Below are 15,271 nucleotides of genomic sequence, written 5' to 3'. Positions count from 1 at the left end.
TGGAAGGTCGATTTTAAGCGAGTTTCCGCGTATAAATGTTCCTTTGCTCTGTTGTGTGGAATGACCACTGACAGCTTGGAAATTAGTAAATAATTAAGAGATTGGGAAATTCATTATGCGTACCCATTACTGTGGTAACCTGAACAAGTCCCTGGCGGGACAAACTGTAGAATTGTGCGGCTGGGTAAACCGTCGCCGTGATTTAGGCGGTCTTATCTTTATTGATATGCGTGATCGTGAAGGCATCGTTCAGGTTGTTGTCGATCCAGATATGAAAGATATCTTCCCGATCGCTAACCAACTGCGTAATGAATTCTGTATCAAGTTTACTGGTGAAGTACGAGTTCGTCCGGACAGCCAAGTAAATAAAGACATGGCTACTGGTGAAGTAGAACTTTACGCGACGGGTCTAGAGATCATTAACCGTTCAGAAGCGCTTCCACTAGACTTCAACCAAACGAACTCTGAAGAGCAGCGTCTTAAGTACCGTTACATCGATCTTCGTCGTCCAGAAATGAGCGACCGTATTAAGCTTCGTGCACGTGCTTCTAGCTTCGTTCGTCGTTTCCTAGATGAGAACTTATTCCTAGACATCGAAACGCCAGTACTAACGAAAGCGACACCAGAAGGTGCTCGTGACTACCTAGTACCAAGCCGTGTTCACAAAGGTAGCTTCTACGCACTTCCTCAATCTCCTCAGCTTTTCAAGCAACTGCTGATGATGTCTGGTTTTGACCGTTACTACCAAATCGTTAAATGTTTCCGTGATGAAGATTTACGTGCTGACCGTCAGCCTGAATTTACTCAAATCGATATCGAAACATCTTTCATGACTTCTCAAGAAGTACGTAACGTGACTGAGAAGCTTGTTCACGATATGTGGAAAGAACTTCTAGATGTTGAACTAGGTCAATTCCCAGTAATGCCTTTCTCTGAAGCGATTCGTCGTTTCGGTTCTGATAAGCCAGATCTACGTAACCCACTAGAGCTAGTGGACGTTGCTGACTTGGTTAAAGATGTTGAATTCAAGGTATTCTCTGGCCCAGCTAACGACGAAAAAGGTCGCGTAGCAGTTATCCGTGTTCCAGGTGGTGCTAAGCTAACTCGTAAGCAAATCGACGGCTACGCTGAACACGTAAACATCTACGGCGCGAAAGGCCTAGCTTGGATGAAGGTTAACGACCGTGCTGCAGGCATGGAAGGTATTCAATCTCCAGTTGCTAAATTCCTAAGCGAAGACGTAATCAACGGTATTCTAGATCGTACTCAAGCTGAATCTGGCGATATCATTCTGTTCGGCGCAGACAAAGCGGGCATCGTTGCTGAAGCAATGGGCGCACTTCGTCTTAAACTAGGTACGGATCTAGAGCTAACAGACACATCTGCATGGGCTCCACTGTGGGTTGTTGACTTCCCAATGTTCGAAGAAGACGGCGAAGGTAACCTACACGCAATGCACCACCCATTCACATCACCACTAGGTGTGAACGCGGAAGAGCTAAAAGCGAACCCAGCAGCAGCAAATTCTGATGCATACGACATGGTAATCAACGGCTACGAAGTAGGCGGCGGTTCTGTACGTATCCACAACGCAGAAATGCAAACAGCGGTATTTGGTATCCTAGGTATCGAAGCACAAGAGCAACAAGAGAAGTTCGGCTTCCTACTTGAAGCGCTTAAGTACGGCACGCCACCGCACGCTGGTCTAGCATTCGGTCTTGACCGTCTAGCAATGCTGCTTTGTGGTACTGAGAACATCCGTGACGTTATCGCATTTCCGAAAACAACAGCTGCAGCATGTCTACTGACAGACGCGCCAAGCCTAGCGAACCCAGCATCACTGGAAGAGCTAGCAATCGCAGTTAAATTGGCAGAGAAAAAAGAGCAAGCGTAAGCCTGTTATCTTTTCTTGTTGATGAAGAGATCCTAGTTGATAGAGAGCTCTCAATTAATTAGCCAAGACTTGCCAGTAAATTAGAGAATGCCCGTTAATTTGACGGGCATTTTTTTTTGCGTTCGATATACTAAGCTCATAAAGCATGTATAAATAATCAGTATTGAAGTTATGTCTATTATCTTAGGAATTGACCCTGGCTCGCGTATTACCGGCTATGGCGTGATTCGTCAAAATGGTCGCCATCTATATTACTTAGGTAGCGGTTGTATTCGCACCTCTGAAAAAGAACTGCCGGGCCGACTCAAACAAATCTACGCCGGTGTGAGCGAAATCATCACTCAGTTTCAACCGGATGTGTTTGCGATAGAACAGGTCTTCATGGCGAAGAATGCGGATTCTGCACTTAAGCTGGGACAAGCGCGTGGCAGTGCGATAGTGGCAGCGGTAAATGCTGATCTCCCCGTTCATGAATATGCGGCTCGTTTGATTAAACAAGCGGTGACGGGTAACGGTGGTGCTGACAAGTCTATGGTTCAGAATATGGTGATGAGCATGCTTAAGTTACCAGCCAAGCCACAGGCTGATGCTGCTGATGCTTTAGGTGTAGCGATCACTCACGCTAACACCAATAAAACTTTGATAGCGCTTGCGGGTAAAGCAACAGGTGCAAGAAAAGGGCGTTACCGATAACCTAGGCTATGGCGTTTCTGAAGCCAGAATCATTCGGTTTCTCAAGCTAAGCAAGCTTAAATAAATCATCCCAATAAACACAAAGAACTGGATAAGCATCCAGTTCTTTTATATTCTGTCCCTCAAATTATATTCCATCAAGAGAGTGAATTGTGATCGGACGTCTACGCGGTACATTAATAGAAAAACAGCCACCAGAATTACTAATCGAAGTGAGTGGCGTTGGCTATGAAGTTCAAATGCCAATGAGCTGTTTTTACGAATTACCAAACGTGGGCGAAGAGGCAATCATCTACACGCACTTTGTTGTACGTGAAGATGCGCAGCTACTTTATGGTTTTAACACGGTTAAAGAGCGTGCGCTGTTCCGTGAAGTGATCAAAGCGAACGGTGTGGGCCCTAAGCTAGGCCTTGGCATTCTTTCAGGCATGACGGCTAGCCAGTTTGTTCAAAGTGTTGAACGTGAAGACATCTCGACGCTGGTTAAACTTCCGGGTGTGGGTAAGAAAACCGCTGAACGTCTGGTTGTTGAAATGAAAGACCGCCTGAAAGGGTGGGGCGCGGGTGACTTGTTTACTCCAGCGACAGATGCAGCTCCGATTGATTCTATTCCAACCGTTCACGACGCGGAAGAAGAAGCGGTAAGTGCGCTACTTGCATTAGGCTACAAGCCGACTCAAGCTTCCAAGGTGGTTTCTCAAGTGGCTAAAGATGGCATGACCAGCGAACAGTTGATTCGCGAAGCTCTGAAATCGATGGTTTAATACCCAATATACTTGTTCGACAAAATAGACTCATTCACTTTGCCTTTACACAGAGTCAAGAAGCGCAGAGTCAACAAGAGCATAGTTAGGAATAGCAGAATTTATGATTGAAGCCGATCGCCTTATTGCACCGGATAACCCAGTATTCAAAGATGAAGATGTCATTGATCGTGCAATACGCCCTAAAGCACTGGCTGACTATCAAGGTCAGGATCACGTTCGTGGCCAGATGGAGATTTTCATCAAAGCGGCACAACTGCGTAACGAGGCGCTCGACCATCTGTTGATATTTGGCCCTCCAGGCTTGGGTAAAACCACGTTGGCGAACATTGTTGCCAATGAGATGGATGTCAACATTCGTACGACTTCAGGCCCTGTTCTAGAAAAAGCAGGCGACCTAGCGGCGTTACTGACCAATCTCGAAGAAAATGATGTCCTGTTCATTGATGAGATTCACCGTTTAAGCCCTGTGGTTGAAGAGGTGTTGTACCCTGCAATGGAAGACTACCAATTAGATATCATGATTGGTGAAGGCCCAGCGGCACGCTCTATCAAGATTGACCTTCCTCCTTTTACTTTGATTGGCGCAACCACTCGTGCTGGCTCACTGACATCGCCGTTACGTGACCGTTTTGGTATTACTCAGCGTCTTGAGTACTACAAGGTTGAAGATCTACAAAACATCGTTCAGCGCAGTGCAGATTGCCTTGGTCTTTCTATGGAGTCCGAAGGGGCGCTAGAAGTTGCTCGCCGAGCTCGTGGTACGCCACGTATTGCTAACCGTCTACTGCGCCGTGTTCGTGATTATGCGGAAGTAAAAGGCGACGGGCATATTTGTCCGGAGGTTGCTGACAAAGCGCTAAACATGTTGGATGTCGATGCTAAAGGTTTCGACTACATGGATAGAAAGCTTCTGCTGGCGATTATGGAGAAGTTTGGTGGTGGTCCGGTAGGTATCGACAACATGGCTGCCGCGATTGGTGAAGAGAGAGACACCATTGAAGATGTGTTGGAGCCTTACTTGATTCAACAAGGTTACCTACAAAGGACGCCAAGAGGTCGAATCGCGACCGACAGAGCGTATTTACACTTTGGAATAGATAAACCCTCCAATCGTTAAATTATTCATTTTTAAAGATCCCAGTTGCATAAGCGCTGGGTTTTTTTGCTTTTTACTGAATAACAACTCTTTGAGCGAGTCGATAAAAAGATCGAAAAGGGAGCTTCAAAAATGGAAACTTTGATTTCAGGTTTGATTTAGATAACAGGAAATGAAATAAGTTGTCATATTTTTTGTTAATACTTTATAGGTAGTTGTAATTCGGATGTTGAGGCGGTGCTGAGCATTTGTCACAGATATCATGCGCTGTTATTAAGACAAGCATAATTGGTGTGATTTTAATCATAATTGTACAAAAATAACTCTAATTTGCTCGAATAAATTTGATACAAATCAACGCAGGGTTCTCCCATAAACCTTTTGAAACATACTGATTTTACCAGTAATATTAGCGCCAGCTATATTAGCTCATGCTTAACAATAATCTAACTATAACGGTACGTTTTTGCTACAAATTTCAACTTGTAATAACAATTACATAAATTGTTTTAACATGGATTTTTGCGGTGAATAATCACACAAGTGTCATTCAGCCGACACAAAGGAGTTACCATGATTGATGTTGTTGATCTGTCGCGATTGCAGTTTGCATTTACAGCGATGTATCACTTCCTATTTGTTCCACTGACTTTAGGTATGGCATTTCTACTTGCCATTATGGAGTCAGTTTATGTAATGACTGGCAAGCAAATTTACAAGGACATGACCAAGTTCTGGGGTAAATTGTTTGGTATTAACTTTGCTCTTGGTGTAGCGACAGGCTTAACCATGGAGTTCCAGTTTGGTACTAACTGGTCTTACTATTCTCACTATGTTGGCGACATTTTTGGTGCTCCGCTAGCTATCGAAGCGCTTGTTGCATTCTTCCTAGAGTCTACTTTTGTTGGCCTATTCTTCTTCGGTTGGGACAGACTGTCAAAGCGTCAGCACTTAGCGGTAACTTGGTTAGTAGCACTTGGCTCTAACTTCTCTGCGCTTTGGATCTTGGTAGCAAACGGCTGGATGCAAAACCCAGTGGGTGCGGAATTTAACTTTGAAACTATGCGTATGGAAATGGTGAGCTTCGCTGAAGTTGTACTAAACCCAGTAGCACAAGTTAAATTCGTACACACAGTAGCGTCTGGTTACACAACGGGTGCAATGTTCATCCTTGGTATCAGCTCATACTACATTCTTAAAGGTCGTGACCTTGCCTTTGCTCGTCGTTCTTTCGCGATTGCAGCGTCTTTCGGTATGGCGGCGATCTTGTCAGTAATCGTACTAGGTGATGAATCTGGTTACGAGCTTGGTGAAGTTCAAAAAGTGAAGCTCGCTGCTGTAGAAGCGGAATGGCACACTGAAGAAGCACCAGCAGCATTTACTGTTTTTGGTATTCCGAACCAAGAGACAATGAATACTGACTACGCAATTAAAATTCCTTACGTAATGGGTATCATCGCAACGCGTTCGCTTGATACTGAAGTAACGGGCCTACGTGACCTACGTGATGACCACGTTGATCGTATCCGTACTGGTATGTACGCGTACGAGCTGCTTGAAAAGCTACGTGCAGGCGATAAGTCTGAAGAAAACATGGCTGCGTTCGACGAAGTGAAAGGTGACCTAGGTTACGGCTTGCTTCTTAAGCGCTACACAGACGACGTTGTTGATGCAACTGAAGACCAAATCCAAATGGCTGCGGATGATTCTATCCCAACAGTTTGGCCTCTATTCTGGTCATTCCGTCTGATGGTTGCTTGTGGCTTCATCATGCTGTTTGTATTCGGTGCTGCGTTTGTTCAAACGTGTCGTCAGAAAATCGAACAGAAACCATGGGTACTTAAAGCTGCGCTATTCTCAATCCCACTTCCTTGGATTGCGATTGAAGCAGGTTGGTTCGTTGCTGAGTTTGGTCGTCAACCATGGGCGGTTGGTGAAATCCTACCGGTTAACGTTGCTGCATCAGCACTGACTATTGAACAGCTTTGGACTTCTCTATTCGCTATCCTGGCACTTTACACAGTGTTCTTGATTGCTGAAGTTTACCTAATGCTGAAATTCGCACGTAAAGGTCCAAGTAGCTTGAAGACAGGCCGTTACCACTTCGAACAAAACGATAACTCTGTTGAAGACAAAGTTAGCCGTTCAGTTGAAGTATAAGTGAGGGAATATTATGTTTGATTACGAAAGCTTACGACTTATTTGGTGGGTATTGATCGGTGTTCTACTGGTTGGTTTCGCCGTAACTGATGGCTTTGATATGGGTGTTGCCGCTCTGTCACCTGTTATCGGTAAGAGCGACACTGAACGTCGTATTATGCTAAACACGATTGCCCCTCACTGGGATGGTAACCAAGTTTGGCTTATCACTGCGGGTGGTGCATTGTTTGCTGCATGGCCACTGGTTTACGCGACGTCTTTCTCTGGTTTTTACTTCGCAATGTACGTAACGCTAGCTGCACTTTGGTTACGTCCACTTGCTCTTGACTACCGTTCAAAGATCGAAGATCCAAAATGGCGCAAAACTTGGGACTACGCACTTTGCTTTAGTGGCGCAGTACCACCAATCATTTTCGGTGTGGCATTTGGTAACCTACTACAAGGTGTTCCATTTGAACTGAACGAATTTATGATGTCTAAGTACCATGGTACGTTCTTCGCTCTGCTTAACCCATTTGCATTGCTTTGTGGTGTGTTGGCTCTGATGTTGTTCGTGATGCAAGGTGCAACATGGCTTCAAATGAAGACAACAGAAGCGCTGCACGCTCGTGCTCGTAACGTTGCTCAGATCACTGGCCTAATTGCTATTGCTCTATTCGTTATTGGTGGTTTCTGGGTTCAATCTATCGAAGGCTATGTAATTACGAGCACTATCGATACGTTTGCTGACTCAAACCCACTAAACAAAGAAGTATCACTTCAAGTGGGTGCTTGGATGACAAACTTCGAAACTTATCCAGCAATGTGGGCTGCGCCGATCCTTGGTGTAGCAATGCCACTGCTTGCTGTGATTGCATCTCGCTTTGAGCGTGGTGGTTTCGCATTCTTGTTCTCAAGCCTATCGAACGCTGGTGTTATTCTAACGGCTGGTTTTGCAATGTTCCCATTCGTAATGCCATCAAGCCTGAACCCTAACCAAAGCTTGACTATGTGGGATTCAACAGCGAGTGAGCTAACGCTTGGTCTTATGACTGTCGTTGCGGCGGTAATGGTTCCTGTGATTCTTGGCTACACAACTTGGACATACTACAAAATGTTCGGTCGTCTAGATAAGAAACACATCGAAGATAACGACGTTTCAGCTTACTAAGCTAGAAGTGAAATAACTTAGGAGAAATTTTATGTGGTACTTCGCATGGATTTTGGGTGTACTTCTAGCATGTGCATTCGGCATCATCAATGCTCTATGGCTAGAGCATTCAGAAATGATGGACAAAGACAGTGAGTAATCTCGCAGAGCAAATCGCTAAGCTGCATCAACCAATGGATAAGACTCTGCTTAGAGCCTTATCCCTAGTATTGGGTTTCATGCATGTGGGTTTAGTGATGTGGGATCCTGAAGCGTATGCGACAAGCATCGGTGGCTTTAACGCGATCATCGGGCCAATGTTCATTTGGGCAGTATGCTCAAGCATGGTTTACGGTATCGGATTTAAGCCAAGAGCTTGGATGTGGCAGCTACTGTTTAGCCCATATGTTTCACTCACAATTTTGCTCTACCTAACGACGCTGCGCCTTCTATAAAAGGCAAAGGATTTAGGTTCATAACAACGTGAACCTTTATACTTGTTGGGTTTTTAGCCAAAAAGAGGTCATCTTATACAGATGGCCTTTTTTTTCGTCTCTCAAATCAAAAAATTCACAGCGATATACTATTAATGATAAGGAGTTAGGTTATAGTGAGATCTTTATCGTTTTGGATTGTGGTATCAAATTGCAGGGATTATCTAAGCTATTTACGTGGCCAGTGACAGTGTATTACGAAGACACCGATGCGGGTGGCGTTGTATACCATTCAAACTATCTTAAGTTTTTCGAACGCGCTCGAACTGAGATGTTGCGCTCAATTGGCGTTTCTCAGCAAGTATTGTTAGAACAAAACATCGGTTTTGTAGTCCGACATATGGACATTGATTTTATTCAAGGCGCGCGTCTTGATGATTCTTTACAAGTCATTACAAATATTTACGAGTTGAAGCGAGCTACCTTGGTCTTCTGTCAAGAGATCGTAAATCCTGATGGCAAGGCATTGTGTAAAGCAATGGTTAAGGTAGCATGTATCGATAATCAAAAAATGAAACCCAAAGCAATGCCAACATTTATTCTCACGGAGCTAACGAATAGTGACTGCTGAAATCTCAATCTTAGGCCTAATTTTAGAAGCTAGTTTACTAGTTAAGATGGTCATGCTGACTCTTATGGGCATGTCTGTTGTTTCTTGGGCGATGATCATAAAAAGAAGTAAAGTGTTATCTCAAGCTTCTAAACAAACAGAAGTGTTTGAAGACAAATTTTGGTCAGGCGTTGATCTTGCAAAACTGTACCAAGAGAGCAACAAACGCAAAGACGAGCTTTCTGGTACTGAAGAAATTTTCTACGCAGGCTTTACTGAGTTCGCTCGCCTTCGTAAATCGAATGCAACATCACCTGACTTCATTATGGAAGGCACTGGCCGTGCGATGCGCGTTGCCGTTGCTCGTGAGGTTGATGAACTAGAAACTAACTTACCTTTCTTGGCGACCGTTGGCTCTATCAGCCCATACATCGGCCTATTTGGTACGGTTTGGGGCATCATGCACTCATTCATCGCATTAGGTGAAGTGAAGCAAGCGACGCTCGCAATGGTTGCTCCTGGTATTGCAGAAGCACTGATCGCAACAGCAATGGGTCTATTCGCTGCGATTCCAGCGGTAATGGCGTACAACCGCTTCAGCAGCCGAGTAGGCAAGCTAGAACACAACTACGCGACTTTCTCTGAAGAGTTTCACAGTATTCTTCACCGTCAAGCGATGGCTGGCAGGGAATAATAGATGGCTGGATACCAACCTAAAAAACGCAAAATGACAGCAGAGATTAACGTTGTACCTTACATCGACGTTATGCTTGTTTTGCTGATCATTTTTATGGTGACTTCGCCGTTTGTTACTCAAGGCGTTGACGTTGAATTGCCTCAGGCTTCAACGGCTAAATCGGCACAAGACCTACTGGGTGACGACAATGCAAGTTTCATCATCGTTGAAGTGAACAAAGACGGTGAACTTGGCTTGAGCGTTAATGACGAAGAAGTACAGCGTGGCTTATCAATGGAAGATATTATCGTCCGTGTGAAAGCCGAGTTGTCTCTGAAGCCAAACTCTCCAGTGGCGGTTGGTGGTGATGCCGCAACGCCATACGCTGAAGTGGTTTTATTACTTGATGAATTAAGCCGTGCAGGTGTGCCAAAGGTTGGCCTTTTAACGGATATAAGGGAATAGCTCCGTAGCATTCATGAAAGCGAATAATAAAAAATCCAATAATTTCAGATCACCGCTTCTTATTTCTCTTGGGCTGCACGTCATTTTATTCGTTGCGCTCATTTGGGGGGCGGATTTCACGATGTCAGAGCCAAAGCCTACAGGGCAGATGGTTCAAGCAGTGGTGATTGATCCTCAGTTGGTTCGCCAGCAAGCTCAACAGATTCGTCAACAAAGAGAAGCGGCAAGCAAGAAAGAGCAAGAGCGTCTTGACAAACTAAGACGTGAAAGCGAACGACTTGAAAAGAATCGTAAAGCTGAAGAAGAAAATATTCGCAAGCTAAAAGAACAGCAAGCGAAAGAAGCTAAAGCAACTCGTGAAGCTGAAAAGCGTCGAGTTGAGAAAGAGAAACAACGCAAAGCTGAAGAAGCGCGTTTACAGCAAGAGCAAAAGAAAGCCGCTAAAGCCGAAGCTGACCGTAAGCTAAAAGAAGCTGCGTTAGTGAAAGCCGAGAACGAGCGTAAAGCCAAAGAAGCGGCAATCGCAAAAGCTGAACAAGAACGCGTGGCAAAAGAAAAAGCAGCGAAAGAGGCAGCAGACAAAGCTCGTAAAGAGAAAGAAGCCGCTGAACTCGCGGAAAAGCAACGCATAGCGAAAGAGAAAGAAGCGGCAGCCGCAGCAGAGAAAGCCCGTAAGGCAAAAGAAGCTGCAGCAAAAGCAGAAAAAGAGCGTAAACAACAAGAAGCCGCATTGAACGATATCTTTGCTGGGCTTGAAACGGAAGCGACTCAAAACTCTTCAGCAAGACAACAATTTATCACTGATGAAGCGCAACGTTACGGGGCTATCTATACCCAACTGATTCAACAGAACCTGTTGTTAGAAGACAGCTATCGAGGACGCTCATGTCGAGTGAACCTTAAGCTGATTCCAACGGGCTCTAACGCGATATTGGGTAGTTTGAGTATCTTAGATGGCGATAGCCGTTTATGTGCAGCAACCAAGCGTGCGGTGGCACAAGTACAATCTTACCCGTTGCCTAAAGACCCAGACATTGTGAACTCACTGAAAGACATTAACTTAACTGTATCACCAGAGTAAAAGGACGAACTTGTGTTAAAGAAACTATTACTGAGTTTTGTTTTCTTAATAGCTACAAGCAGCCAGTTTGCACATGCAGCGCTGGAGCTGGTTATTACAGACGGTATTAACTCTGCAAGACCTATCGCTATTGTACCTTTCCGTTGGGAAGGCTCAGAGCCATTGCCACACGATGTATCAGCGGTTATCGCTTCTGACTTACAGCGCAGTGGTAAATTCAGCCCAGTTGCGACAAGCAAAATGCCTCAAACGCCTTATAGCGAAACTGAGGTTAACTTTGATGCTTGGACTAACCTAGGTGTTGACTCATTGCTTACCGGTAGTATCACTAAAAATGCCGAAGGGCAGTATGTGGTGAATTACCAATTGATCGACATTGTTCGTGGTCAACTGACCAAAGGACAAAGTCGTGCGCTGAGTGATGAAGGCCAATTAGTGCTTTCTAAAGATCACGTTCTATTCAATAAGAAGGCTACGGTTCCTGGTAATCGCTTGAGAGAGTACGCACACCGTATCTCAGACCTAGTGTATGAAGAGCTAACTGGTGAGAAAGGCGCGTTCTTAACTCGTATCTCTTACGTGGTAGTGAACGATAAAGACAAGTACCCGTATCAACTTCGTGTTGCTGACTACGATGGCTTTAACGAGCGTTTAGTACTTCGTTCTAAGCAGCCTCTCATGTCTCCAGCATGGTCACCAGACGGCAAAAAGCTAGCTTATGTGAGCTTCCAGAATGGCCAAGCTGAAATATTCATCATGAATATTTACACGGGTGAACGTGAGAAAGTGACGTCATACCCTCGTCACAATGGTGCGCCAAGATTCTCGCCAGATGGTAAAACATTGGCATTGGTATTGTCGAAAACGGGCAGCCTTCAGGTGTACACACTTGACCTTGCTAGCCGTAAGCTGACTCAAATTACCCGCGGCCGTTCGAATAATACTGAACCATTCTGGCACCCAGATGGCAAGTCTCTTATTTTCACATCGGATCGTGGTGGTAAACCACAGATTTATAATGTAAATTTGTCCAATAATTCGACTTCTCGTATTACTTGGCAAGGTAGCCAAAACTTAGGTGGCCAGATCACTCCTGATGGTCGATTCATGATCATGGTGAATCGCAGCAACTCAGGTTTTAACTTGGCTAAGCAAGATTTGGAAACCGGTGCGGTTCAGGTACTAACAAAAACATTGTTAGATGAGTCTCCAAGTATTGCACCGAATGGAGGTATGGTTATCTATAGCTCTATTTACAACAAAACAAATGTACTATCGATGGTTTCTATCGATGGACGTTTTAAAGCTAGATTACCGGCAACTAACGGACGCGTAAGAGCGCCGGCATGGTCACCGTTCCTCTAGGGAAAATTACATATTCTTTTAGCTATTGATAGTGTTAACTATTGTGGCATTTAACTATCTATAGCACTCTTAGTCGCTGTAGAAACTAAGTTTGATAACGTAAGGAAAAAAAGATGCAACTTAACAAAGTTCTTAAAGGCTTGATGATTGCACTACCAGTGATGGCAGTAACGGCATGTAGCTCAACTGATGAAGCAACATCTGCAACATCTGGTACTGAAAGCAACCAAACAACTTCAGGTTCAGAAGGCAATGTAGACACAACTGTTGTAACGCCAATTGACGCTAACGGTCAACTGTCTGAGCAAGAGCTTAAAGAGCAAGCGCTACGTGAAACTCAAACAATCTACTTCGCATTCGATAACTCTACTATCGCTGGCGATTACGAAGAAATGCTAGCAGCTCACGCAGCATACCTAGTTAAGAACGTTGACATGAACGTTACTATCGAAGGTCACGCTGATGAGCGCGGTACTCCTGAGTACAACATCGCACTTGGCGAGCGTCGTGCACAAGCTGTAGCGAAATACCTACAAGCTCTAGGTGTTCAAGCTGACCAAATCTCTATCGTAAGCTACGGTGAAGAGAAGCCACTTCTTCTAGGTCAATCTGAAGATGTGTACGCTAAAAACCGTCGCGCAGTACTAGTTTACTAATTTTAGTCGACTATATAATTGAGGAATTGCCTCATGTTCAGTAACACAAAGCGAGTCATTTTGCTTTCGTTACTGGCAAGTGCAGCGAACACCGCGTTCGCTGCACCAGCTCCAGTATCCGATCTCAATAGCACCGCAACCAATTCATCATCTTCCTCTCGATCAGCATCTAACGAATCAGATATTGAGCGTTTAGAGCGCCTGCTTCAAAATCGCAATCTCGTTCAGCTTCAAATGCAACAGCAAATCGACGACATGGCACTGGAGATCAGTGAACTTCGTGGTGATCTGGAACGAAACAGCTACGATATGAAGCAAATGCTAGAGCGTCAGCGTGAACTGTTCATTGAACTGGATCGCGTAAGAGGCGAGGTGAAAGCAGCAGGAACAGCAACGGTAGCAGTGGCGGCGAGCGAAGGCTCTAAAGACGCTTCTGGTACGTTCAGTACTGATGTGGATGAGCAAACTGCTTATCAAAATGCTGTAGATTTGATTCTAAAGCAACGAGACTACACGGGTGCTATCGCTGCATTCCAAAAGTTTCAAAAAGACTTCCCAGATTCTACCTTCACACCTAACTCACATTACTGGTTAGGTCAGCTTTATTTCGCTAAGAAGCAAGATAAAGAAGCCGTGAAGAGCTTCGCTGCTGTTGTGTCGTACAAAGACTCAAACAAGCGAGCAGATGCACTGGTTAAGCTTGGTGACATAGCAGCGCGCAACAACAACGCGACGCAAGCTAAGAAATATTACCAACAAGTCGTAACCGAGCACCCAAACAGTGCTTCGGCTAAAGTGGCCAAAACCCACTTATAACCAAAATAGGGGTGCTTAGGCGCCTCTTTTTTATACCTGTTCACTTCCGTTTAGTGTTTACTTCTCTTGCTAGTGATGACAATACATCGCCTTGTTTATGCGTTTTAAGCATTAGCTAGTCACCGCTTGCAACCAATCCTTTTTGATCCCAATCGCTGTCCTGTGTAGAATACTCGGATTCTCGGAAGAAGTTGCGTAGAGCAAGAGCAATGAGTCATATACTAGATAAAATCGATACAGTTTACCCGTTTCCGCCTAAGCCAGTTCCATTGAGCGACGCTCAGAAACAGGCCCACATCGCAAACATCAAAAAACTACTTCAAGAAAAAGATGCAGTTCTAATTGCACACTACTACACCGATCCTGAAATTCAGGCTCTGGCAGAAGAAACTGGTGGTTTCGTTGGCGATTCATTAGAGATGGCTAAGTTCGGTAACCGTCACTCAGCAAGCACTTTGATCATCGCTGGTGTTCGTTTCATGGGTGAGTCTGCAAAGATTCTTACTCCTGAAAAACGCATTTTAATGCCAACACTTGAAGCTGAATGTTCGCTTGATCTTGGCTGCCCAGCTGACAAATTTACAGAATTTTGTGATGCTCACCCTGACCACACTGTGGTTGTATACGCGAACACCTCTGCAGCTGTTAAAGCTCGTGCAGACTGGGTAGTTACGTCGAGCATCGCTTTAGAAATCGTTGAAAGCCTAGACGCTGAAGGCAAACCCATTATTTGGGGGCCAGACCGTCACCTAGGTTCTTACATCGCAAATCAAACTGGCGCTGACATGTTGCTTTGGCAAGGTGAGTGTATCGTTCATGATGAGTTCTCAGCTGATGCTTTGAAGAAAATGAAATCGGTATACCCAGAAGCGGCTATCTTGGTTCACCCAGAATCACCAGCAAGCGTGGTTGAACTGGCTGACGCTGTAGGCTCAACAAGCCAACTGATCAAGAAAGCAAAAGAGCTGCCTCATCCACAGATGATTGTTGCGACAGACAAAGGCATCTTCTTCAAGATGCAGCAATTGGTTCCTGAAAAAGAGCTGATTGAAGCGCCGACAGCGGGTGTTGGTGCAACGTGTCGTAGCTGCGCACACTGTCCTTGGATGGCAATGAACGGCCTTGAAGCGATTGAAAACGCGCTTGAGAATGGTGGTGAGCAACACGAAATCTTCGTTTCTGACGAATTACGCGTGAAGTCTCTTATTCCATTGAACCGCATGCTAGATTTTGCAGAGCAGTTAAATGTGCAGGTAAAAGGTAACGCGTAAGTCGTTCTTTTATCTAACCAATAAAAAAACCAGCCAATAGTGCTGGTTTTTTTGTATCTGCGTATAGGCCGCCAATATCAATCTTGTGGTCATGTATCTTTTTCTGATGATACATCTTGTTGATATCGCGTATTTTTTCTAGCATGTAAGTAAGAGGA

The 15,271-nt window shown here is 44.7% G+C and carries 16 protein-coding genes; all 16 read left to right on the top strand.

What is annotated here, in order from left to right; genetic code table 11:
- Positions 1–115: 115 nt before the first annotated feature.
- Positions 116–1,894 carry an aspartate--tRNA ligase gene (aspS, locus tag AB4138_RS03685; RefSeq protein WP_017062081.1) on the top strand — a complete coding sequence of 593 codons (1,779 nt, stop codon included), beginning with the start codon at positions 116–118 and terminating at the stop codon, positions 1,892–1,894.
- Between the two features lie 171 nt (positions 1,895–2,065).
- Complete coding sequence (gene ruvC / locus AB4138_RS03680; RefSeq protein WP_008219936.1) at positions 2,066–2,587, top strand: crossover junction endodeoxyribonuclease RuvC; 522 nt, start codon at positions 2,066–2,068, stop codon at positions 2,585–2,587.
- A gap of 152 nt (positions 2,588–2,739) precedes the next feature.
- A complete protein-coding gene (gene ruvA / locus AB4138_RS03675) occupies positions 2,740–3,351 on the top strand; it encodes a Holliday junction branch migration protein RuvA (protein ID WP_017072254.1) in 612 nt (203 codons plus the stop codon).
- A gap of 103 nt (positions 3,352–3,454) precedes the next feature.
- Positions 3,455–4,471 carry a Holliday junction branch migration DNA helicase RuvB gene (gene ruvB, locus AB4138_RS03670; protein ID WP_017062078.1) on the top strand — a complete coding sequence of 339 codons (1,017 nt, stop codon included), beginning with the start codon at positions 3,455–3,457 and terminating at the stop codon, positions 4,469–4,471.
- A 552-nt stretch (positions 4,472–5,023) separates the two neighbouring features.
- Complete coding sequence (cydA, locus tag AB4138_RS03665) at positions 5,024–6,610, top strand: cytochrome ubiquinol oxidase subunit I (RefSeq protein ID WP_017062077.1); 1,587 nt, start codon at positions 5,024–5,026, stop codon at positions 6,608–6,610.
- 13 nt (positions 6,611–6,623) lie between these two features.
- Positions 6,624–7,760, top strand: a complete 1,137-nt coding sequence (cydB, locus tag AB4138_RS03660; RefSeq protein WP_017062076.1) for a cytochrome d ubiquinol oxidase subunit II — start codon at positions 6,624–6,626, stop codon at positions 7,758–7,760.
- 31 nt (positions 7,761–7,791) lie between these two features.
- Positions 7,792–7,899, top strand: coding sequence for a cytochrome bd-I oxidase subunit CydX (gene cydX, locus AB4138_RS03655; RefSeq protein WP_000270284.1), 108 nt, complete (start codon positions 7,792–7,794; stop codon positions 7,897–7,899).
- A complete protein-coding gene (gene ybgE / locus AB4138_RS03650) occupies positions 7,892–8,194 on the top strand; it encodes a cyd operon protein YbgE (protein ID WP_017067532.1) in 303 nt (100 codons plus the stop codon). The genes cydX and ybgE overlap by 8 nt, the downstream gene beginning before the upstream one ends.
- 172 nt (positions 8,195–8,366) lie before the next feature.
- Positions 8,367–8,804, top strand: coding sequence for a tol-pal system-associated acyl-CoA thioesterase (ybgC, locus tag AB4138_RS03645; RefSeq protein WP_136982387.1), 438 nt, complete (start codon positions 8,367–8,369; stop codon positions 8,802–8,804).
- Positions 8,794–9,477, top strand: coding sequence for a protein TolQ (gene tolQ / locus AB4138_RS03640; RefSeq protein WP_017062073.1), 684 nt, complete (start codon positions 8,794–8,796; stop codon positions 9,475–9,477). The genes ybgC and tolQ overlap by 11 nt, the downstream gene beginning before the upstream one ends.
- Before the next feature lie 3 nt (positions 9,478–9,480).
- Entirely contained in the window at positions 9,481–9,924 is a 444-nt protein-coding gene (gene tolR / locus AB4138_RS03635) for a protein TolR (RefSeq protein WP_017062072.1), read from the top strand.
- Positions 9,925–9,937: 13 nt separating this feature from the next.
- On the top strand, positions 9,938–11,005 hold the full coding sequence (gene tolA, locus AB4138_RS03630; protein WP_017062071.1) for a cell envelope integrity protein TolA: 1,068 nt from the start codon (positions 9,938–9,940) through the stop codon (positions 11,003–11,005).
- A 12-nt stretch (positions 11,006–11,017) separates the two neighbouring features.
- Positions 11,018–12,370: a Tol-Pal system beta propeller repeat protein TolB gene (gene tolB / locus AB4138_RS03625; protein ID WP_017062070.1), complete on the top strand. Its 1,353-nt coding sequence runs from the start codon at positions 11,018–11,020 to the stop codon at positions 12,368–12,370.
- 113 nt (positions 12,371–12,483) lie between these two features.
- Positions 12,484–13,026 (top strand): peptidoglycan-associated lipoprotein Pal, encoded by a 543-nt coding sequence (gene pal / locus AB4138_RS03620; protein WP_017062069.1) that lies wholly within the window; start codon positions 12,484–12,486, stop codon positions 13,024–13,026.
- Positions 13,027–13,059: 33 nt separating this feature from the next.
- Positions 13,060–13,842 carry a tol-pal system protein YbgF gene (gene ybgF / locus AB4138_RS03615; RefSeq protein ID WP_372305013.1) on the top strand — a complete coding sequence of 261 codons (783 nt, stop codon included), beginning with the start codon at positions 13,060–13,062 and terminating at the stop codon, positions 13,840–13,842.
- Between the two features lie 209 nt (positions 13,843–14,051).
- On the top strand, positions 14,052–15,113 hold the full coding sequence (gene nadA, locus AB4138_RS03610; protein ID WP_136973580.1) for a quinolinate synthase NadA: 1,062 nt from the start codon (positions 14,052–14,054) through the stop codon (positions 15,111–15,113).
- Positions 15,114–15,271: the final 158 nt, after the last annotated feature.

Origin of the sequence: Vibrio sp. 10N.286.52.C3 (assembly GCF_041468865.1) — a bacterium.
Lineage (GTDB): Bacteria > Pseudomonadota > Gammaproteobacteria > Enterobacterales > Vibrionaceae > Vibrio > Vibrio crassostreae_C.
This window is presented reverse-complemented; position numbering and strand designations above follow the sequence as displayed.

What these genes read in the sequence shown, in the direction of transcription:
- aspS (WP_017062081.1), top strand. Translation starts at nt 116, where the DNA reads ATGCGTACCCATTACTGTGGTAACCTGAACAAGTCCCTGGCGGGACAA.
- ruvC (WP_008219936.1), top strand. Translation starts at nt 2,066, where the DNA reads ATGTCTATTATCTTAGGAATTGACCCTGGCTCGCGTATTACCGGCTAT.
- ruvB (WP_017062078.1), top strand. Translation starts at nt 3,455, where the DNA reads ATGATTGAAGCCGATCGCCTTATTGCACCGGATAACCCAGTATTCAAA.
- cydA (WP_017062077.1), top strand. Translation starts at nt 5,024, where the DNA reads ATGATTGATGTTGTTGATCTGTCGCGATTGCAGTTTGCATTTACAGCG.
- cydB (WP_017062076.1), top strand. Translation starts at nt 6,624, where the DNA reads ATGTTTGATTACGAAAGCTTACGACTTATTTGGTGGGTATTGATCGGT.
- cydX (WP_000270284.1), top strand. Translation starts at nt 7,792, where the DNA reads ATGTGGTACTTCGCATGGATTTTGGGTGTACTTCTAGCATGTGCATTC.
- tolR (WP_017062072.1), top strand. Translation starts at nt 9,481, where the DNA reads ATGGCTGGATACCAACCTAAAAAACGCAAAATGACAGCAGAGATTAAC.
- tolA (WP_017062071.1), top strand. Translation starts at nt 9,938, where the DNA reads ATGAAAGCGAATAATAAAAAATCCAATAATTTCAGATCACCGCTTCTT.
- pal (WP_017062069.1), top strand. Translation starts at nt 12,484, where the DNA reads ATGCAACTTAACAAAGTTCTTAAAGGCTTGATGATTGCACTACCAGTG.
- ybgF (WP_372305013.1), top strand. Translation starts at nt 13,060, where the DNA reads ATGTTCAGTAACACAAAGCGAGTCATTTTGCTTTCGTTACTGGCAAGT.
- nadA (WP_136973580.1), top strand. Translation starts at nt 14,052, where the DNA reads ATGAGTCATATACTAGATAAAATCGATACAGTTTACCCGTTTCCGCCT.